Origin of the sequence: Methylobacterium haplocladii, from assembly GCF_007992175.1 — a bacterium.
Taxonomy (GTDB): domain Bacteria; phylum Pseudomonadota; class Alphaproteobacteria; order Rhizobiales; family Beijerinckiaceae; genus Methylobacterium; species Methylobacterium haplocladii.
The window spans coordinates 1-19567 of sequence record NZ_BJZT01000042.1; the positions used below are offsets into that span (position 1 = coordinate 1).

Consider the following 19567-nt stretch of genomic DNA (forward strand, 5'->3'; position numbering starts at 1 on the left):
CGGCAACGTTGCCGACGAGGGCGCGCTCGTATCGTCAGCGGGGAGTTGCGGGACGACACATGGACGATAATTCGTCGAGTTGAGTCCCGTACTCGTCCAAACCACAGAAGCGACGTTGCAGGCGCTTTGATCGCTTGACGCAGAGCAGTTCCCCGATGTGGGAGTAAATTTGATGCTGGCAAAATTTATAACGATGTTCTGCCACCATGATATTCCCTTACTTTTGGCGTCTGTCATGACGTAAGGAAAGGTTACCAGCGCGGAATCATAAGCGAAGTGCAAATCAACCGCGTTGACAGTCGCGGTCGAAGAATTGCTTGGAGGAACTGCCTGAGAAATCATCTCGCTGATTGAGCGTACGATCAGATCGACTCGACGCGAAGCATTCGTATAAGATACAAGCTGTATGCCGCCAAGCATGATCGTGATGAGGACCGGCATGATGATCGCAAATTCAATGGCAGCCATCGCCTTCTGGTCACGAGAAAAACGACCGATGATCTTGACTGGGTAGCTCATCAATATTTTTCGTTTCTAAACACCGCGGTCGATACGGCCAAATAGGCTGACGAGCCCTTGTACTTCGTGCCGCCAAATATATCCGCCATGAATGATGGTAATAGTGTAATAGGATATATGACTTGCAGGTATTGATAATCGCCCTGAATACCCAGATTGAATTGCCCCGATCCCGGGGTCAATGGCGGGATGATCAGACCGCTTAAATCTGCTTTGACATATATAAAATATCCGCCAGGAGAGCTCGATTTCGGAACGATATAGAGATTGACAATCAGGTCCGAGCATGCGACCGACGCCGGAAGCTTACTGCAGATTTTATTCGTCAGGGTGCTTTGTGTCATCGAGGAAGCTTGTGCAGATCCCGTCATGATCATTCGGGCTGCTTGGCTTGTCGCAAAATCGAGCTCCTGACTCAAATAAAGACCAGCGCCAACGACCATTATAAATATGATCGTCATAATCAACATCGGAGCAACCAGTGCGAATTCGACAGCTGTGCTTCCTCGAGCACATTTGATCTCGCTCACGATCCGATACATCGGCCTCGATTGCGGATTTTGGATTGGCTGTCGCACTGCCATTCCTTCTTGAGGTCTTACGAGGCACACACACCGATAGCGGTCGGACCCGCCGAACACGGGACACAGGCAACTCGTCAATGCATCAAGAATCTTAATCTAAGATAAAAAAGCCCCAGACGTCTGGAGGTTTGGAACTATTGAACGCGCAGGTCGTACCTAAGGTTTTGATTAATGGTGACTTCGGGGAGATTTTTCAGTTGAAATGGTATTTTCGTCGATATTAATCATCCTAAGGTTGCCGTAGAAGCTAGATATAAATGATTCAATCAAAGATAAATCCATTTGAAGATCTATGAAAATACGTGACTAAAATAATTAGAGCATGAGATCTTGCGCCTTCGTTCGGCGATCTGTGATGCGATCGAAGAAAATTTTGCTCCTCAGGGGCGTAGCATCGGCGATCGTTTCCATTGGTATGAGAAGGCTCTCATTGATCGAAATGCTCAGCCACCCTCGCGATCATCTGTGCCGCGTCTGCAGTCGCGCCCAGAGGCAGGAGAGGCCCGCCCGGCCGGTCTCGGCCTTCAGGCGGGGGACCGTTTACAGGCGACCCTGCGATTTGCCTCCGAATAGGAGACGACGTCCTCGCCGAAAACCGCCCATTGAGGCGTTGCGAGGGACAACATTCAGCGGTGGCAGATGTTTTAGAATGGCGACCCCGGTTGGGCTCGAACCAACGACCTGCCGCTTAGAAGGCGGCTGCTCTATCCAGCTGAGCTACGGAGTCTGGGGGTGCCGGATCTCAAAAGCCACGGGTCCCAGCCCTGGTCAACCCCGTGCCAAACCGCATCCTGCGTGCCTTCGGCGAAACCGAAATGCGGTCGGCCGCAGCCCGGCCGACCGCGATGACGTTCACAAAAGCCGATGAGACGATCGACCGAGCCGCGAAGGGCATCGGCTCGGATCGTACCAGCGCCGGCTGGATCAGACGGCCGGATCACCGCGTCTGTCGTTGTCGAGCTGCTGCAGCAGTTCGGCCAGGCGCGGGTCGAGGGCTTCGTCGATGACCGGTTCGTAGAGGGCTCGCAATTGCCGGCCGAGTCGCTCGCGCGTCAGCGCGTTGAGCTGCGGCGCGGTGTCGGCGGTCGGCGTGGCGGGCTGATCGGTCACTGACATATGGCCTTACATGCAGTGCGCTTCGCGCACGGCAACCGCAAGCGACCGGTACCGGCGTGCGCTCCGCGAACGGGGAGCCAGTCCGGTGCTCGCGCGTGCGACACGGCTGGAGCTTGGAGACGCGTACCGCACTACGCCGCTTTCCGCCGTTCCGGATAAAGCCCGAGCAGGCCTTCCGGGCTCGCCGACGCGATGCCGCGCTCCGTGATGATGCCGGTGACGAGTCGTGCCGGGGTTACGTCGAAGGCGGGGTTGGCGACCGGGCTGCCGGGAGAGACCACCTGGATCGTCTCGAACCCGCCCTCGGCTGTGCGACCGGTGAGATGAGTGACCTCGCGGGCATCGCGGTCCTCGATCGGGATCTCGGCGACTCCGTCGTTCAGCGTCCAGTCGATCGTCGAGAAGGGCAGGGCGGCGTAGAACGGCACGGAATTGTCGTGCGCGGCCAGCGCTTTCAGGTAGGTGCCGATCTTGTTGCAGACGTCGCCGCTCGCCGTGGTGCGGTCCGAGCCGACGATGCAGACGTCGACCTGCCCGTGCTGCATCAGGTGGCCTCCGGCATTGTCGGCGATGACGGTGTGCGGCACGCCGTGGGCGTGGAGCTCGAAGGCGGTGAGCGCTGCGCCCTGGTTGCGCGGCCGGGTCTCGTCCACCCAGACATGGACCGGCACGCCGGCATCGTGCGCGGCATAGATCGGCGCCAGCGCCGTGCCCCAGTCGACCGTGGCGAGCCAGCCGGCATTGCAATGGGTCAGCACGTCGATCCGGCCGCCTTTGGCGGCTGCGATGTCGGAGAGGATGCGTCCGCCGTGCTCGCCGATGGAGCGGCAGCTCGCCACGTCCTCGTCGGCGATGCGCCCGGCCTCCGCGAAGGCCAGCGCCACACGCTCGCGGGCTTGGGCGCCGCGCAGAACGGAGGCCGCGCGATCGAGGGCCCAGCGCAGGTTGATCGCCGTAGGGCGTGTGGCGGCGAGGGTCGCCACCGCGCGCTCGATGCCCTCGGACGAGGCATCCTCGCGCATGGCCAGGGCCAGCCCGTAGGCCGCCGTCACGCCGATCAGGGGCGCGCCGCGCACGACCATGGTGCGAATCGCGCGTGCTGCATCCTCCATCGTGGCGAGGTGCTGCAGCTCGAAGGCGAAGGGCAGCCGGGTCTGGTCGATCACCTGCACGGCGCTGCCGTCGGCATCGAGGAAGATGGTGCGGTAGTGCCGGCCGTCGATCTTCATGATTCGTTGAACCCTGGACTGTCGAACCGAGACGAAACGTGGCGGCCGCTCTGACGTTTCACGTTATCGTGCGGGTCTTCCGACTGCTTGATTGTGGACGGGCGCGCCGACCCCTGCCGCATCACTCCAAATTGCGGCATTCTGCTGATGGCCGCGGACGGCCGGAGGAGAGTTTCGCGATGTCGGACCATCTCGAGGACGTGAAGAAATACGCCAAGGCGCCGGTCAACGAGAAAGCCGTCGCGGGCCTGACGAAGACCTACCGGCTCGTGCTGTCCAAGCCCGACACGCGATACGTCGCCTGTTCCGACAAAGCCGAGCGCGAGACCGTCCGCAAGAACTTTCTGGAGAAGAAGCTGGGACTGTCGGGCGACGACCTCGACGCATCGATCGAGGCGACCTGCCAGAGAATGAAGGCCGATCGAACCAAGTCGCGGCTGACCTTCTATTACTTGCTCGCCGAGCATTACGGGAAACTCGACACGTTCGCCTGACAGGCGGGCGACGAACTCGTCGTCGCTGCAATTGCAGCGAAGCAGCCCAGGGCCAGCGCGACGACGTCCTCGCTTGCCGCCGCCCGATCCCTCGAATGCGAAAAGTACCCACGAGTGCACAAACGAGGCGCGGTTGGTGAAGGCAGCGCGGCTGGGACGACACCTCCAACCCGAGTCTTCGTCACGTGCTCGCTCGTGGGCAGTCTCAGATGACACTTCGCGCGGGCTTGCGCAGTGTTTCGTACTGGCGTTTCAGCGATGACCGCCGATCCCTCAAAAGTTCACCGGCCGCACCCGCTTCACCTGCGGGATGTCCTGGATCTTCGCCAGCACCTCCGGCGGCACCGGCGCATCCACGGCGACGAAGGCGATGGCATTGCCGCCTTCCGATTCGCGGCCGAGGTTGAACGTGCCGATGTTGACGCCCGCCTCGCCCAGCACGCTGCCGAAGCTGCCGATGAAGCCGGGCCGGTCGTGATTGCGCACGTAGAGCATGTGCGGTGTCAGCGCGGCCTCGATCTCGATGCCGCGAATCTCGATGACGCGGGGCTTGCCGTCGTGAAACACCGTACCGGCGGCGTCGCGCGGCATGTCCTCGGCGTCCACCGTGATGCGGATCACCGATTCGAACTCGCTGACGCCGCCCTCGCGCTTGATCTCGTCTATGACGATGCCGCGATCCTTCGCGATCGCCGGCGCCGAGACCATGTTGATGTCGGCGAGGAACGGCCGCAGCACACCGGTCACCGCAGCCGAGGTCAGCGCGCGGGTGTTCATGGCGGCCACGGCGCCCTCGTAGGTGATGCGGATGCCCTTGATCGGCGCCTCGGTGAGTTGCCCGAGGAACGAGCCGAGCTTTTCTGCGAGGCTCACGAAGGGCTTGAGCCGCGGCGCTTCCTCCGCTGAGATCGACGGGAAGTTGACCGCGTTCGAGATCGCGCCCGACAGCAGATAGTCCGACATCTGCTCGGCGACCTGCAGCGCGACGTTCTCCTGCGCCTCGGAGGTCGAGGCGCCGAGATGCGGCGTGCAGATCACGTTCGGGTGGCCGAACAGGACGTTCTCGGTCGCCGGCTCCGTCACGAACACGTCGAAGGCCGCTCCCGCGACATGCCCGGAGTCCAGTGCCGCCCGAAGCGCCTGCTCGTCGACCAGACCGCCGCGGGCGCAATTGACGATGCGTACGCCGCGCTTGGTTTTGGCGAGGTTCTCTTCCGAGAGGATGTTGCGGGTCTTGTCCGTCATCGGCACGTGCAGCGTGATGATGTCGGCGCGCGCCAGCAACTGGTCGAGCTCGACCTTCTCGACGCCGAGGGCCACGGCGCGTTCAGGCGACAGGAAGGGATCGTAGGCGATCACCTTCAGCTTCAGGCCGATCGCCCGGTCTGCGACGTTGGCGCCGATGTTGCCGCAGCCGACCACGCCGAGGGTCTTGCCGGTCAGCTCGACGCCCATGAAGCGGTTCTTCTCCCACTTGCCGGCCTGGGTGGAAGCGTCGGCCTGCGGGATCTGGCGAGCCAGCGCGAACATCATCGCGATGGCGTGTTCGGCCGTGGTGATCGAGTTGCCGAAGGGCGTGTTCATCACGATGACGCCTTTTGCGGTCGCAGCCGGCACGTCGACGTTGTCGACGCCGATGCCGGCGCGGCCGATCACCTTGAGCTTCGCGGCCTCGGCCAGGAGCTTCGCCGTCGCCTTGGTGTTCGAGCGGATGGCGAGGCCGTCGTAGTTCGCGATGATGGCGGCCAGCGCCTCCTTGTCCTTGCCGAGATTCGGCTGGAAATCGACGTCGATGCCCCGGTCCCGGAAGATCTGGACGGCGGCTTCGGAGAGGGCGTCGGAGATGAGAACTTTGGGAGCGGGCATGATGGCCTCCGGCTCTGGAAAAAAAGGGATAGGGCGGTATGCATCCGCGCATGACCCCTCTCCCCAACAGATCTCGGGCTTGCCCGAGATCTGCAGACCAGCTGCCCAAGTCGGGCGAGCCCGATTTGGGTTGGGGAGAAGGTGGCCCGCGAAGCGGATCGGGAGAGGGAGGGACGTTTCCTGAGAGGGCGTGCCCTCTCGCGCCTCGCATCCGCGAGGCACCCCCTCCCGCAGAGGGGAGAGGGTTGAACGCGTCGAGCTAAGCTGCCGCGGCAGCCAGCGCGTTCTTCTCTTCGGCGAAGGCCCAGTCGAGCCACGGCGTCAGCGCTTCGAGGTCGGACGCCTCGACGGTCGCGCCGCACCAGATGCGCAGGCCGGGGGGCGCGTCGCGGTAGGCGCCGAGGTCGTAGGCGACACCCTCCTTGTCGAGCCGGTCGACCATGCCCTTGGCGACCTTCGCCACCACCGCGTCGCCCAGCGCGAGCACGTCGGGGTCGCTGATCACGAGGCAGATTCCCGTGTTCGTGTAGGTCGCCGGATCGACGGCGAGATGGCCGATCCAGGGGGTGCGCGCGACCCAGTCGTGGATCACCCGCGCGTTGGCGTCGGCCCGCGCATGGAGCGCGTCGAGCCCGCCGATCGACTGGCCCCAGCGCAGCGTGTCGAGATAGTCCTCGACCGCCAGCATGGAGGGCGTGTTGATGGTGTCGCCCTGGAAAATGCCCTCGATCAGCTTGCCGCCCTTGGTCATCCGAAAGATCTTCGGCAGCGGCCAAGCCGGTTTGTGGCTCTCAATGCGTGCCACCGCGCGGGGCGAGAGGATCAGCATGCCGTGCGCCGCCTCGCCGCCCATCACCTTCTGCCAGGAATAGGTGATCACATCGAGCTTGTGCCACGGCAGCGGCATCGCGAACGCCGCCGAGGTGGCGTCGCAGATGGTGACGCCCTCGCGGTCGTCGGCGATCCAGTCGTCGTGCGGGATGCGCACGCCGGCCGTGGTGCCGTTCCAGGTGAAGACGACGTCGTTGTGCTTCGTATCGATCGCGTCGAGCGCCGGCAGCACGCCGTGCTCGGTGGTGCGCACGATCGGGTCGATCTTGAGCTGTTTCAGCGCATCGGTGACCCATTCGGCCCCGAAGGAATCCCAGGCCATCACCTCGACGCGGCGCTCGCCGAGCATCGACCACATCGCCATCTCCACGGCGCCCGTGTCGGAGGCGGGGACGATGCCGATGCGGTAATCGTCGGGCACGCGCAAAACCGTGCGCGTCAGCGCGATGGCCTCGCGGAGCTTGGCCTTGCCGGGTGCGGAACGATGCGAGCGGCCGAGGGCAGCGCCGGAGAGCGCGTCGAGGGTCCAGCCAGGGCGCTTGGCCGTGGGTCCGGACGAGAAATTAGGCACGCGCGGGCGCGTGTCGGGTCGGTCAGTCATCATGAACCATCCTTACAGATGGGCGCCTCCCGTTGGGGGGAGGTGTCCCGCCGATGGGGATGGCGGAGGTCTGCGGCGAAAGCAAGGTGTACTTTCAGACATTCGCCCGGCGTGGCTTCGGCATCACGCGGCCTTCTCCGTCCGCTTCGCGATCAACCTCAGCCCATGGGGAAGGGGGGGCGGCGCATGTCCTCGCCCCTCGGGCGAGGGGACCATGCGGAGCATGGCGGAGTGATCAGCGCCGACGCCTATTCGTCGTTCGCCAGCAGGTCCGGCCGCCGCTCGCGCGTGATCCGCAACGCTTCCGCCTCGCGCCATTTCGCGACCGCGCCATGATTCCCGCCGTTCAGCACGTCCGGGATGGCGCGCCCCTCCCACTCACGAGGCCGCGTATAATGCGGATACTCGAGACGCCCCGCCTCGAAGCTCTCATCGTCGCCGGACGCGAGCTTGCCCATGACACCCGGCAGCAGGCGGACGCAGGCATCGATCAGCACCAGGGCTGCAATCTCGCCGCCCGAAAGCACGTAGTCGCCGATCGAGACTTCCTCCAAGCTACGGCCCGCGATCACCCGCTCGTCCACGCCCTCGAAGCGGCCGCAGACAATCACCGCGCCCGGTCCTGCGCTGAGCGCGCGCACCTTGGACTGCGTCAGGGGTTTTCCACGCGGCGACATCAGCAGGCGCGGGCGCGGATCGCCGGCCGGAGCGGCTGCGTCGATTGCGGGGCCAAGCACGTCGCAGCGGAGCACCATGCCGGCACCGCCGCCGGCGGGGCTGTCGTCGACGCTGCGGTGGCGGCCGATGCCGTGCTCGCGGATCTGGCGGGTGTCCAGCGCCCAGGTGCCGCGACAGAGCGCGTCGCCCGAGAGTGAGACCCCGAGGGGGCCCGGAAACATCTCGGGGTAGAGGGTGAGGATCGTGGCGTGCCAGGGCGCGGTGGTCGTCATCGCCTCCCATGACGCGTCGCGCGGGCGGGCGTCAAATCGGCGCGTGCCCGAAATCGGGGCGGCCTTTGCGCTATGCTCGCATCATGATCCGCCGCCCGTTCATCATGCTCGCCCTGACATTCGCACTCGCTGCCGGCGCCGTTGCGCAGGACATCCAGCCGATGGCCCCACCCGGCGCGTCGGCAGACCGATTCCCGAAGCCCGATCGGCCGGTGGCCGAGATCGTCTCGGCGCAATGGGCGCTGGAGAAGGAGCGCAACAAGGCCGACGAAGTCGGGCAGGTAGGGGCGCTGATGGACATCCGCGAAGGGCAGACCGTCGCCGATGTCGGCGCCGGCAACGGCTATTACGTGTTTCGGCTGGCCAAGCGCGTCGGCCCGACCGGGCGGGTGCTCGCCGAGGACATCACGCCGGATTACCTCGCCGACTTGGACAAGATGGTGCGGGCGAGCGGCCAGTCCAACATCACCGTCGTTCGCGGCGAGGCGCACGACCCACGCCTGCCGCCAGCCTCGCTCGATGCCGCTGTGCTGGTCCACATGTACCACGAGGTCGCCCAGCCCTACGGCCTGCTCCACAACCTCGCCGCCGCGATGAAGCCGGGCGGCCGGGTCGGCATCGTCGACGCGGACGACATCCCCTCGAAGCACGGCACGCCGCCGAAACTCCTGCGCTGCGAACTCGCGGCTGCCGGCTACAAAGAGGTCAGCCTGAAGACGCTGAAGGGCGGCGTCGGCTACCTCGCGATCTTCGAGGCGCCGTCCCCGGAAACGCGGCCCGACCCGGCGACGATCACGCCCTGCAAGGAAGAGGCGACGCGGGGGCGGAAGAAGCAATAGCCGTCAGTCCGGCTCGTCCGCAGGCTTCGGCCCCGGCGGCGCAAAAAGGTCCTCCGGCGGATCGATCACGATGCGGCGGTTTTGGACGTCGAGGGTCGGAACGAAAGCCTTGGTGAAGGGCAGAAGCGCCGTGGCCCCGCCGAGCGCCGGGCGAATTTCCAGGAGATCGCCGCCGCCGTAATTCGGCACGCCGATGACGATGCCGATCACGGTCCCGGTGGCGTCGACTGCATCGAGGCCGACGAGGTCGGCGGCGAAGAACTCGTCCTCGTCCTCGGGTTTCCCGAGCTTGTCCCGCGAGCAGTAGAGCGCGACCCGCGTCAGCGCCTCGGCTCCGGTGCGATCGGTCACGCCCGCGACTCGGACGACGAGGAGGTCGGGAGAGGAGCCGGGGGCGGGCTTGGCGTCGGTGAGGACGAAGGTCCGCCCGTCGGCCGCGAGCAGTGGGCCGTAGCCGGCGATGGCGAGCGGATCGCTCGTGTAGGATTTCAGCCGAATCTCGCCGCGCAGGCCTTGTGCGCGGCCGAACTCGCCCAGGGCGATGAGGTTTGCGGGGATCGCCCGTGCTTCGCTCGCGGCGCGCGATGGGGTGCCTGGGCGGCGGGCCATGGGGCTCGGTCTCGGTGGTGAGGGCTGGATCCCTCTCTCCTCTGCGGGAGAGGGTGGCCCGCGAAGCGGGTCGGGAGAGGGGAGCAACGGTCTCGGGAAGGGCGAAGATCGCTTCGAGGGCGCTTTATTGAGCCCCCGTCGCGCTAACCCTCTGCTCCGCAGGAACCCTCTCCCGCAGTGGGGAGAGGGGTCGGTGGCAACAGCTTACGCCGCGGCGTCTTCGGCCGGGGCGGCGAGCTTCTCGGCGCGCTTGGTGGCGCGCTCCTTGGCCTTCTCGCCGGGCTCCGCCTTCTGCGGGTTGTTGCGCACGGGGCGCTTGGCGAGGCCGGCGGCGTCCAGGAAGCGCAGGACGCGGTCGGTCGGCTGAGCGCCCTTGGCGAGCCAGGACGAAATCTTCTCGTTGTCGAGCACGATGCGGGCCGGATCGTCCTTGGCCTTCATCGGGTCGTAGGCGCCGACCTTCTCGATGAAGCGGCCGTCGCGGGGGGCGCGGGCGTCGGCGACGACGATGCGGTAATAGGGGCGCTTCTTGGCGCCGCCGCGGGTGAGACGAATCTTGAGGGACATCAGTCTTTCCTTTCGGTGTCGTTGTTCAGATCGGCATTCTGCGCGATCGTGTGGTGGTGCCGGATCACTTCCTTGACCACGAAGGCCAGGAATTTCTCGGCGAAGTCGGGGTCGAGCTTGGCGTCGACCGCGAGTTTTCTTAAGCGGGTGACCTGACGCGCCTCCCGGTCGGGATCGGACGCCGGCATGCCCTTGCGCGCCTTGAGTTCGCCGACCCGCTGCGTGCAGCGGAAGCGCTCGGCGAGCAGGTGGATCAGCGCCGCATCGAAATTGTCGATGCTGTCGCGCAGGCGCACGAGTTCGGGGTCGACCCCTTGTGCGGACAGGATGCTCACTTCTTCTTGCCCGGCATGAAGCCGCCGAGGCCCGGAAGCTTCGGCCCACCGAGGCCCGGCAGACCCGGCATCTTGGGCATTCCGCCGCCCATGCCCGAAGGCATCGGCGGGAGTTTTCCGCCAAACTGCTTCTGCATCTGCTCGATCTGCTCCGGCGTCGGCTCGGGCATGCCGGGAGGCATCTTCATGCCGCCGGGCAGACCACCCATGCCGCCTCCGCCGAGGCCGAACATCGAGCCGAGTGCCTGGCCGATGCCGCGTTTTCCCGAGCCCATCGCCTTCATCATGTCGGCCATGGTCCGGTGCATCTTCAGGAGCTTGTTCAGCTCCTCGACCTTCGTCCCCGAGCCCGCCGCGATGCGCTTCTTGCGGGAGTTCTTGAGGATGTCGGGGTTCTTGCGCTCCTGTGCGGTCATCGAGGAGATGATCGCGCGCTGGCGCTTGAACATGTTCTCGTCGAGGTTGGCACCCTCGACCTGCTTCTTCATGGCGCCCATGCCGGGCAGCATGCCCATCAGGCCGCCGATGCCGCCCATCTTCTCCATCTGTCCGAGCTGCATCGACAGGTCGTCGAGGTCGAACTTGCCCTTGCGCATCTTCTCCGCGGTGCGGAGCGCCTGCTCGTGGTCGATGGTCTCGGCCGCCTTCTCGACGAGGGAGACGATGTCGCCCATGCCGAGGATGCGGTTGGCGACGCGGGCCGGGTGAAACTCTTCGAGGGCGTCGACCTTCTCGCCGGTGCCGACGAGCTTGATCGGCTTGCCGGTGACGGCGCGCATGGAGAGCGCCGCGCCGCCGCGGCTGTCGCCGTCCATGCGGGTCAGCACGATGCCGGTGACGCCGATGCGCTGGTCGAAGGCCCGCGCCGTGTTCACCGCGTCCTGGCCGGTGAGCGCGTCGGCGACGAGGAGCACCTCGTGCGGGTTCGTCACCGCCTTGACCTCGGCAGCCTCGGCCATCAGCGCGTCGTCGACCGTGGTGCGGCCGGCGGTGTCGAGCATCACCACGTCGAAGCCGCCGAGGCGGGCGGCCTCCATGGCGCGCCGCGCGATCTGCACCGCTGACTGGCCGGCGACGATGGGCAGGCTCTCGACCTCGACCTGCTTGGCCAGAACCGCAAGCTGCTCCATCGCCGCCGGGCGGCGGGTGTCGAGCGAGGCGAGCAGCACCCGGCGCTTGTCGCGACCGGAGAGCCGGCGGGCGATCTTGGCCGTCGTGGTGGTCTTGCCCGAGCCCTGCAGGCCGACCATCAGGATGGCGACGGGGGCGGGCGCGTTCAGGTCGATGATGCCGGCCTCGGTGCCGAGCATGGCCACGAGTTCGTCATTGACGATCTTCACGACCATCTGGCCGGGCGTCACCGATTTCACGACGACGGCGCCGACGGCCTTTTCGCGCACCGCCTCGGTGAAGCTGCGCACCACCTCGAGGGAAACGTCGGCTTCCAGCAGCGCGCGGCGCACCTCGCGCATGGCGGCGGTGACGTCGGCCTCCGTCAGTGCACCGCGGCGGGTGAGCCCGGAGAGAATGCCGGAGAGGCGGTCGGAGAGACCTTCGAACATGCTGATCTCAGGCCCTACTGATAGACGCCGGCATTGGCCGCGCGGCGCGCCTGCAGCGCGTCCTCGAAGCCGGCCACGGCGCGGGCGAACTTGTCCCTGCAGTCGGGATTGCAGAAGCCGACCACGGCGCCGTTGTAGAGTGTCAGGGAGTCGGCCGCGATCGGCTTGCCCGACCAGGGGCAATGCTCGTTGACCGCATCCTCGATGCGCAGGATCGTGTCGGTCGCAGGCGCCATGTGCCGCCGCTGCCTCGCCTGTTGAGACGCTTTGCCGCCAACGCGAAGCACGCCCGAGGGCGCAGACGCGCTGTCGGGCGTTGACCTCCGGCCTCTGGGGCCGGGCGGCTTCGAATGGTGACGACGTGTCGTCGGATTGGGCAGCCGCGTTAGGCCTGCGGTGTCGTCAAGTCAAGTTTTCGGTTCGGAGCGATCGGGGCTCCGGGTCCGGTGGCGATCCACCAGGGTTCGCAACGACCGCGCCGTCCTTACGGTTTCGCCTGCCGTGCCCCGGGGTGACGATTTGGTCCATCAACCGTAAAATCTATAACTGCAGGTACAGGTTGTAATCTTGGGCCCGATCCTCCGATGGGACGGGACGACCGCGCTTAACCTTTACCGTTCCTTAAGCATGTTTGGCTGACATGGCCTGGAAATCGAGGATCCAGTCGATGTCGGAACCTGCTCGTAACACCATTCTGCACGACACCGGCCTCCGGCCGTCGAGCACCTCGGGACCCCTGCGCGACTGGCTCGCCGCGATGCGGGCGACCGCTCCCGAAAGCCGCCAGCCGGAGGCCGAGGCCCCGCAGGCGACCGCCGCTCCCGCCGCCGATGCCAAGACCGTCGGCTGGGCGCCGCGGCTCGTCGTCCCGGACGAGACGCCCCAGGCGCAGGACGACGAAGTCGCCGAGCTCATCGCCGAGAACATGATGCTGAAGGCCAAGCTTCGTCTCGAGGCTGATCGCCGCGACGAGCTTCAGCTGCTGCTCGCCCAGGAAGTCCGCGAGCTGCGCAGTCATATCGGCGAAGAGATCGCCAAAATGGAAGATCTGCGAGGCGAGCGCGACCTCTGGAAGGCGCGCTGCGAGGCGTTGATGCAGCCGCTCTTCAGTGGTCAGGCCCGCTGATTTCAAACCATCCCGAAACGACGAAGGGCCGCCCCGATGAGGGCGGCCCTTCCATTGCCGAACCGCGGTCCGACGAAACCTGATGCGCGTCCCGCGAGGGCTAGATGCTCTCGCCGGAGGTAACGGTCCAGGTCCTGGTCGCCGATGACAGCGGCTGATGACAATGAGACACTGGATCACCTCCTTTCGTTCGTTGCTGGGACCACGAAGGTAGGGACTCCGGCACGGCTTCGTAAAGCCCTCCGGCTGCGTTCTCTCGCCGCGCCGCACAAAACGCCTCGGAAGCGTCTGCTGGCAACGCATCCGGCGGCGGCGTATGACGGCCCGAGCGCACCCGACGGGGTGCCGCCGAGATGACGACGAGGCTCCATGCTCGCCGCGACGACGCGCGCCGCAGACGAATCCGTGACCGACGCCGCCCTCGACCCGAAGGCGATGCGCGAGCCCCTGCCGAACGCCTGGTACTGTGTCGGACAGGCACCGACGCTGAAGGCCGGCGGCATGCGGCCGGTGGAGCTCAACAGCGAGCAGATCGTCGTCGGCCGCGACGGGGCCGGCGCGCTCTTCGCCATGCGCGACCGCTGCCCCCATCGTGGCATGGCCCTCTCAAAGGGCCGCTTCGACGGCGACACCGTGATGTGCCCCTTCCACGGCTGGCGCTTCGGCACGGACGGGCGCTGCCGCGACGTGCCGACGCTCTCCGAGAAGGATGCGTCGGATTTCTCGCGGATCGCCGTCCAGCGCTTCCCGATCGTCGAGAGTGCCGGCTTCCTCTGGGTCAATCCGCATCTCGGGCCGGCTGGCGCGACCGACCTGCCCGCCGTGCCCGAACTCGGCTTCGAGGCCGCCGGGAGCCTCGTGGTGGAGCTGGAGGTCGAGGCGAGCTTCGACCTGACGACGCTGAGTCTCGTCGATCCGGGCCACGTCGCCTTCGTTCACGATTCCTGGTGGTTCCGGCCCTCGAAGGAGCTGCGGGAAAAGGTGAAGACCTTCCAGCCGGTGCCGCACGGCTTCGTCATGTCGAGCCATGCCACCACGACGAGCTCGCCGATCTACAAGCTGCTCGGCGGTGCGCCGGAGGTCGAGATCGAGTTCCGCCTGCCCGGCATTCGCTTGGAGCGGATCGTGGCGGGCGAGAAGCGGATGGCGAATTACACCTTCGCTACCCCGCTCACGAACAACCGCACCATGCTCACCAATGCGCTCTACTGGAGCATGCCGCTACTCAACCTGTTGAAGCCCCTGGCGCGGCCGCTGATGCGGCAGTTCCTGACCCAGGACCAGCAAGTGCTCCAGCACGCCCAGGCCGGCCTCGACCGCAAGCCGACCATGGTGCTGCTCGGCCAGGGCGATCTGCCGTCGCAATGGTATTTTCGCCTGAAGCGCGAGGCGTTGGAGGCGGCCCGCGCCGGTCGCAGCTTCGAAAATCCGCTTAGCCGTCAGGAGCTGCGCTGGCGTTCGTGAGCGGCGTCGAGGCCGCGTGAACCCATTGCTGCGCCGAAACTTTCGAGGGCCTGCCGCCGTATTCCGCAGAGCATGTGCGCAAGACGGTGGAGAGGAGTCTCGCTTGGCGTCGCCGCATTACGTCATCCGTCGTAGCCGGTCGGGCCGGTTCAATTTCACCTTGCTGGCCGAGCATGGGCGCATCAACGGCGTGGTCGTGGTGCCGACGGAGAACCGATCGAAGGAAGAAGTCGCGCAGCACGCCCGCGAAAAGATCCGTGCGCTGGCCGAAGACCTCAACGCCGTCGCCAGCCGCGCCGCGCTGCCCTGATGCGGCGTCTGGGCCGGGGCGCTTGAACGGTTGCGCTTGGCCGCCATGTTGGACGCATGACACGGCGACGCCTGATCACGGCCGCGAGCGCGGCCACGGTGATGACCCTCGGCGGCGTCGGCTACGCCGCGCACCGGCGCAGCGCGAACCCCTATTATCGCGGTCCGGTGAGCGACCATTTCGACGGCGTGCGATTCCACGCGCCCGAGCAGCCTCCGGACAAGGATTTTTCGGATCTCGCCCGCTGGCGCATGACCGCCAAGACCGAGGCTTGGCCGGCGAGCGCGCCGAGCCCGTTCCCGGCCGACATTCCGCCCGAGCGCGTCGACGGCTTGCGCGTCGTCCTGATTGGCCATGCGAGCTACCTGTTCCAGGTCGCCGGCCGCAACATCCTGGTCGACCCCGTCTTTGCCAAACGCGCCAGCCCCGTGCGCTTCGCCGGCCCGAAACGCGTAAATCCACCGGGCATCGGCTACGAAAAGCTGCCGCCGATCGACGCGGTGCTGATCACCCACAACCACTACGACCATCTCGACGGGCCGACGATGGCGAGGCTCTGGCAGGACCACCAGCCGCTGATCGTCGCCCCCCTCGGCAACGACGCGATCCTGCGCGGCTACGACGAGACCATGCATGTCGAGATCCGCGACTGGGGCGAGTCGGTCGACCTCGGCGGCGGCACGACGGTGCATCTCACCCCTGCCAACCACTGGTCGGCCCGCGGGCTCAACGACCGGCGCATGGCCCTGTGGTGCGCCTTCGTGCTGACGACGCCGCGCGGGGTCCATTACCATGTCGGCGATACCGGCCTCGGCCAGGGCACGATCTTTCGCGACATCCGCGCCCGCTTCGGCCCGCCCCGCCTCGCGACGCTGCCGATCGGTGCCTACGAGCCCCGCTGGTTCATGCAGCCGCAACACATGAACCCGGCCGACGCCGTCGAGGCGTTCAAGCTGCTCGGCGCCGAGCAGGCGCTCGGCCACCACTGGGGCACGTTCAAGCTCACCGACGAGGGTATCGAACGGCCGCCCGAGGCGCTCGCGGCGGCCCTCGGTGCGGCCGGGCTCCGGCAGGAGGTGTTCCTGCCGTTGCGGCCCGGGCAGGTTTGGGCGGGGTGAGGACCGTACAAGGCCGATACGAAATTAGACGGAGCCTCGCGTCAAACACGTCACTGTTGTCAGCCGGTCATTGCGAGCGAAGCGAAGCAATCCAGGGCCAATACAATGCGGTTTATGAGTTTGCCCTGGATTGCTTCGCTTCGCTCGCAATGACGGAGAATGCATTTATCATGGCGGATCGGTTCAAACTTAGAGGATGAACCGGCTCAGATCTGCATTCGCTGCCAGATCCTCGACCCGGTCCCGCACATAGGCCGCGTCGATCCGCAGCGTCTCGCCGGATCGGTCGGTGGCGCTGAACGAGATCTCATCGATCACCCGCTCCAGCACGGTCTGCAACCGGCGCGCGCCGATATTCTCGACTGAGGAATTCACCTCGACCGCGACGCGGGCGAGGGCATCGACGGCATCCTCGGAAAAGTCGAGGGTGACGCCCTCGGTCTGCATCAGGGCAACCGTCTGCTTGAGCAGGCTCGCCTCCGTGGTGGTGAGGATCTGCTTGAAATCCTCCACGGTCAGCGGCTGCAGCTCGACGCGGATCGGCAGCCGGCCCTGCAGCTCGGGCAGCAGGTCGGAGGGCTTCGAGACGTGGAAGGCGCCGCTGGCGATGAACAGCACGTGGTCGGTCTTCACCGCGCCGTGCTTCGTGGCGACCGTGGTGCCCTCGATCAGCGGCAGCAGATCGCGCTGCACGCCCTCGCGGGACACGTCACCGCCGCCGCGGCTCTCGCGGGCGCAGATCTTGTCGATCTCGTCGAGAAACACGATCCCGTTGTTCTCGACCTCACGGATCGCCTCGCGGGTCAGCGCGTCGTCGTCGACGAGCTTGTCGGATTCCTCAGCCAAAAGGGGCGCGTAGGCGTCCTTCACGGTCATGCGTTTCGGCTTGGCCCTCGCGCCCCCCATCGCCTTGCCCAGCATCTCGCCGATGTTGATCGCGCCCATCGAAGCGCCCGGCATGCCGGGGATCTCGAACATCGGCATGCCGGGCGGCCCGCCCTGGGCGAGTTCCAGTTCGACTTCCTTGTCGTCGAGCTCGCTGTTGCGCAGCTTCCTGCGGAACGACGCGCGGGTGGCCTCGCTCGCCGTCGGCCCGACCAGGGCGTCGAGGATGCGGTTCTCGGCAGCGGCTTCCGCCTTCGCCTTGACCTCCTTGCGCTTCTCCTCGCGCCGCAGCCCGATGCCGACCTCGACTAGGTCGCGGATGATCTGCTCGACGTCGCGGCCGACATAGCCGACCTCGGTGAACTTGGTCGCCTCGACCTTCAGGAACGGCGCGCCCGCGAGCTTGGCCAGCCGCCGGGCGATCTCGGTCTTGCCGCAGCCGGTGGGGCCGATCATCAAAATGTTCTTCGGCGCGACCTCCTCCTTCAGCGGCCCGGTGAGCTGCTGCCGGCGCCAGCGGTTGCGCAGCGCGATGGCGACGGCGCGCTTGGCGTCGTTCTGGCCGACGATGAAGCGGTCGAGTTCGGAGACGATCTCGCGGGGGGAGAAGGTGGTCATCGGGTTCCTGAAAGGCGTTCGGATCGCGCTGGCGCAAGAACCGATCCAAGGCATTGGGCTGAGGCCCGATCTATGGGCCGCGAGGCCGCGTTTCCAGACGCCGCGATCCCGCGTCAGAGCCCGACGGGATGCGGCAGCCGCCGGCTGACATCCCCCGGCAGCAACCGGAGCACTGCCCGTCGCAGGGGCCGCCATCCGGCGCTCAGCATCAGGACGAAGGCGCCGAGGACGAGGAGGCTCAGCGGCAGCGCGGAATTGCCGAGGCCGATCTGCCGGATCAGGTCGCCAATGGTGTAGCCGGCATACGCGAGCCCCGAGACGAGGATGGCCCGCCGGTCGGTCACCAGGGCGACGATGCTGAGCAGCAGCACGACGCCGAGCACGCTGGCCTGCGCGCCGGAGGCGGACAAAGACGCGGTGGCGTTTGAGTCCAGTGCCATGTCCGATCGCGCGGCGACGAGCGCGCTCAGGACCGGATGGACGATAAGCGGAGCCGCCAGTAGATGCAGCCAGAAGGCGATGTCGGAGCGCCGCGTCAGCCGAGCCGGATCGCTCAGGTCGAACCGCATCGCCAGGGCGAACACTGCGAGGCCGGCGCCGGCTACGATGACCGGCAGATGGGCCGCGACGGGCTCGGGAGCGATCGATGCCGCAAGTGCGACCAGCGCCGCGGCGAGCGCGGCGGTGCCGGCCGCGATCGTGATGGGGACGCCGAAGCGCCGGTAATGCAGCGCGACGAGCCCGACCGTGACTGCCGCCGCACCGAACACCGTGACCGGCTCGCGATCCAGAGATGCCGGCAAGGATGGCGTGCCGGCGATAGCCAGCGCAGCCGCGTAGGCACAGGATACGGTGAAGATCAGAAGCAGGACGATGCTCGGCAGCGCCATCCGCCGGCGGCGCGTGAACAGTTCGGCCAGTGCCCAGGCAAATACGGCGACGAGTGCGGAACTCCAGCCACCACCCAGCATCGAGCCGCCGAGCACGTGCACCGCGCCGAGGAAGAGCAGCACGCCAAAGGTGACGAACACGTCCGCGAAGCCGGTGACGAAGCGCAGCCGTTCGTCGTCCGCGGGCTCTTCCGGACCGGCCGCCAGCGCGGCGAGGCGTTCGGCCTGATCCTGCGTGATGATGGCGGTATCGACCCCGCGCGCTAGTATATCGCGAAACACCTCCGCCGAGGCGGTCGGAAAACCGGGCGTCATCGTTCGTCGAGGCTTTCCAGCACCAGATTGCCGTTCGTGTAGACGCAGATCTCGGCCGCGATCGCCATCGCCTTGCGGACGATCGCCTCGGCGTCGAGATCCTGGTCTTCGAGCGCGCGGGCTGCTGCCAGCGCGTAATTGCCGCCCGAGCCGATCGCCATGACGCCGTATTCGGGCTCCAGCACGTCGCCGGCCCCGGACAGCAGCAGGCTCACCTCCTTGTCGGCCACCACCATCATCGCTTCGAGGCGGCGCAGGTAGCGGTCGGTGCGCCAGTCCTTGGTGAGCTCGACGCAGGCGCGGGTGAGCTGACCGGGATATTGTTCGAGCTTGGCTTCGAGCCGCTCGAACAGCGTGAAGGCATCCGCCGTCGCGCCGGCAAAGCCGCCGATCACGGCGCCCTTGGCGAGGCGGCGCACCTTGCGGGCATTGCCCTTGACGATGGTCTGCCCGAGGCTGACCTGACCGTCACCGCCGATGACGACGCGTCCGTTCTTGCGCACCATGAGAATGGTCGTCGCGTGCATGGACGGCGTGGCGCTTGCGTCGGCGTGAGGCAAAGGAGGGGGTCCGTCTCGGCTGTGGTGACTTGCGTCAGGTAGGCGCTGGCGGCGGCGCATCCAAGACATCGTGTTTGTGGCCGGCGCACCGGCTCTCGTATAGCTCGCCCTCCGCGGACCGACACCGGCCCGTCGCAGCCGATGCGCTACGACGGGCTCTTCCCCATCGACGGACGTGA

The 19567-nt window shown here is 66.3% G+C and carries 21 protein-coding genes and 1 tRNA gene; 6 read left to right on the top strand and 16 right to left on the bottom strand.

All coding sequences use genetic code 11. The features are described from left to right. From MHA02_RS18750 to mtnA, 5 genes are all read right to left on the bottom strand, one after another. The coding region (locus tag MHA02_RS18750) for a TadE/TadG family type IV pilus assembly protein (protein WP_147081566.1) at positions 1-519 on the bottom strand (519 nt) is incomplete at its 3' end. Further along, positions 519-1049 carry a TadE/TadG family type IV pilus assembly protein gene (locus tag MHA02_RS18755; protein ID WP_238180196.1) on the bottom strand — a complete coding sequence of 177 codons (531 nt, stop codon included), beginning with the start codon at positions 1047-1049 and terminating at the stop codon, positions 519-521. The genes MHA02_RS18750 and MHA02_RS18755, both read right to left, overlap by 1 nt. Positions 1050-1753: 704 nt before the next feature. After that, positions 1754-1830, bottom strand: a tRNA-Arg gene (locus tag MHA02_RS18760). 197 nt (positions 1831-2027) lie between these two features. After that, positions 2028-2219, bottom strand: coding sequence for a hypothetical protein (locus MHA02_RS18765; RefSeq protein ID WP_170249345.1), 192 nt, complete (start codon positions 2217-2219; stop codon positions 2028-2030). 131 nt (positions 2220-2350) lie between these two features. Further along, complete coding sequence (gene mtnA / locus MHA02_RS18770; RefSeq protein ID WP_147081569.1) at positions 2351-3448, bottom strand: S-methyl-5-thioribose-1-phosphate isomerase; 1098 nt, start codon at positions 3446-3448, stop codon at positions 2351-2353. Between the two features lie 179 nt (positions 3449-3627). Here mtnA and MHA02_RS18775 point away from each other — a divergent pair, with 179 nt between their 5' ends. Continuing rightward, positions 3628-3942 (top strand): DUF2853 family protein, encoded by a 315-nt coding sequence (locus tag MHA02_RS18775; protein ID WP_147081571.1) that lies wholly within the window; start codon positions 3628-3630, stop codon positions 3940-3942. Between the two features lie 273 nt (positions 3943-4215). Here the strand turns inward: MHA02_RS18775 and serA are convergent, their stop codons facing one another. The 3 genes from serA to trmD form a co-directional block, all read right to left on the bottom strand. Continuing rightward, complete coding sequence (serA, locus tag MHA02_RS18780; protein WP_147081573.1) at positions 4216-5808, bottom strand: phosphoglycerate dehydrogenase; 1593 nt, start codon at positions 5806-5808, stop codon at positions 4216-4218. A gap of 259 nt (positions 5809-6067) precedes the next feature. Beyond that, positions 6068-7240 (bottom strand): phosphoserine transaminase, encoded by a 1173-nt coding sequence (locus MHA02_RS18785; protein ID WP_147081692.1) that lies wholly within the window; start codon positions 7238-7240, stop codon positions 6068-6070. A 248-nt stretch (positions 7241-7488) separates the two neighbouring features. Continuing rightward, positions 7489-8190 carry a tRNA (guanosine(37)-N1)-methyltransferase TrmD gene (gene trmD, locus MHA02_RS18790; protein WP_147081575.1) on the bottom strand — a complete coding sequence of 234 codons (702 nt, stop codon included), beginning with the start codon at positions 8188-8190 and terminating at the stop codon, positions 7489-7491. Between the two features lie 83 nt (positions 8191-8273). On the opposite strand from trmD, the gene MHA02_RS18795 reads away from it, so the two are divergent. Then, entirely contained in the window at positions 8274-9029 is a 756-nt protein-coding gene (locus MHA02_RS18795) for a class I SAM-dependent methyltransferase (RefSeq protein ID WP_373318355.1), read from the top strand. A 3-nt stretch (positions 9030-9032) separates the two neighbouring features. Here MHA02_RS18795 and rimM read toward each other — a convergent pair whose 3' ends face one another. The 5 genes from rimM to MHA02_RS18820 form a co-directional block, all read right to left on the bottom strand. Then, positions 9033-9638, bottom strand: a complete 606-nt coding sequence (rimM, locus tag MHA02_RS18800; protein WP_147081579.1) for a ribosome maturation factor RimM — start codon at positions 9636-9638, stop codon at positions 9033-9035. Positions 9639-9842: 204 nt separating this feature from the next. Beyond that, the gene (gene rpsP / locus MHA02_RS18805) at positions 9843-10205 is read right to left on the bottom strand and encodes a 30S ribosomal protein S16 (protein ID WP_147081581.1); all 363 of its coding nucleotides are present in this window, start codon (positions 10203-10205) and stop codon (positions 9843-9845) included. Next, complete coding sequence (locus tag MHA02_RS18810) at positions 10205-10540, bottom strand: chorismate mutase (protein ID WP_147081583.1); 336 nt, start codon at positions 10538-10540, stop codon at positions 10205-10207. Before MHA02_RS18810 ends, rpsP begins: the two co-directional genes overlap by 1 nt. Further along, on the bottom strand, positions 10537-12102 hold the full coding sequence (ffh, locus tag MHA02_RS18815) for a signal recognition particle protein (protein ID WP_147081585.1): 1566 nt from the start codon (positions 12100-12102) through the stop codon (positions 10537-10539). The genes MHA02_RS18810 and ffh overlap by 4 nt, the downstream gene beginning before the upstream one ends. A gap of 14 nt (positions 12103-12116) precedes the next feature. Next, positions 12117-12338, bottom strand: coding sequence for an eL24 family ribosomal protein (locus tag MHA02_RS18820; protein WP_147081587.1), 222 nt, complete (start codon positions 12336-12338; stop codon positions 12117-12119). 431 nt (positions 12339-12769) lie between these two features. Here MHA02_RS18820 and MHA02_RS18825 point away from each other — a divergent pair, with 431 nt between their 5' ends. The 4 genes from MHA02_RS18825 to MHA02_RS18840 all read left to right on the top strand — a co-directional run bounded on the left by MHA02_RS18825 (position 12770) and on the right by MHA02_RS18840 (position 16120). Further along, positions 12770-13228 carry a hypothetical protein gene (locus MHA02_RS18825; protein WP_147081589.1) on the top strand — a complete coding sequence of 153 codons (459 nt, stop codon included), beginning with the start codon at positions 12770-12772 and terminating at the stop codon, positions 13226-13228. A 369-nt stretch (positions 13229-13597) separates the two neighbouring features. Then, positions 13598-14692, top strand: a complete 1095-nt coding sequence (locus MHA02_RS18830; protein WP_147081591.1) for a Rieske 2Fe-2S domain-containing protein — start codon at positions 13598-13600, stop codon at positions 14690-14692. Between the two features lie 103 nt (positions 14693-14795). Continuing rightward, on the top strand, positions 14796-15002 hold the full coding sequence (locus MHA02_RS18835; RefSeq protein WP_238180290.1) for a hypothetical protein: 207 nt from the start codon (positions 14796-14798) through the stop codon (positions 15000-15002). A gap of 56 nt (positions 15003-15058) precedes the next feature. Further along, positions 15059-16120, top strand: coding sequence for an MBL fold metallo-hydrolase (locus MHA02_RS18840; RefSeq protein ID WP_147081593.1), 1062 nt, complete (start codon positions 15059-15061; stop codon positions 16118-16120). Between the two features lie 189 nt (positions 16121-16309). On the opposite strand, the gene hslU is transcribed toward MHA02_RS18840, so the two are convergent. The 3 genes from hslU to hslV all read right to left on the bottom strand — a co-directional run bounded on the left by hslU (position 16310) and on the right by hslV (position 19355). Further along, positions 16310-17623 (bottom strand): ATP-dependent protease ATPase subunit HslU, encoded by a 1314-nt coding sequence (gene hslU, locus MHA02_RS18845; protein WP_147081595.1) that lies wholly within the window; start codon positions 17621-17623, stop codon positions 16310-16312. A gap of 113 nt (positions 17624-17736) precedes the next feature. Beyond that, on the bottom strand, positions 17737-18828 hold the full coding sequence (locus MHA02_RS18850) for a hypothetical protein (protein WP_147081597.1): 1092 nt from the start codon (positions 18826-18828) through the stop codon (positions 17737-17739). Next, positions 18825-19355 carry an ATP-dependent protease subunit HslV gene (hslV, locus tag MHA02_RS18855; RefSeq protein ID WP_147081696.1) on the bottom strand — a complete coding sequence of 177 codons (531 nt, stop codon included), beginning with the start codon at positions 19353-19355 and terminating at the stop codon, positions 18825-18827. The genes MHA02_RS18850 and hslV overlap by 4 nt, the downstream gene beginning before the upstream one ends. Between the last annotated feature and the right edge of the window lie 212 nt (positions 19356-19567).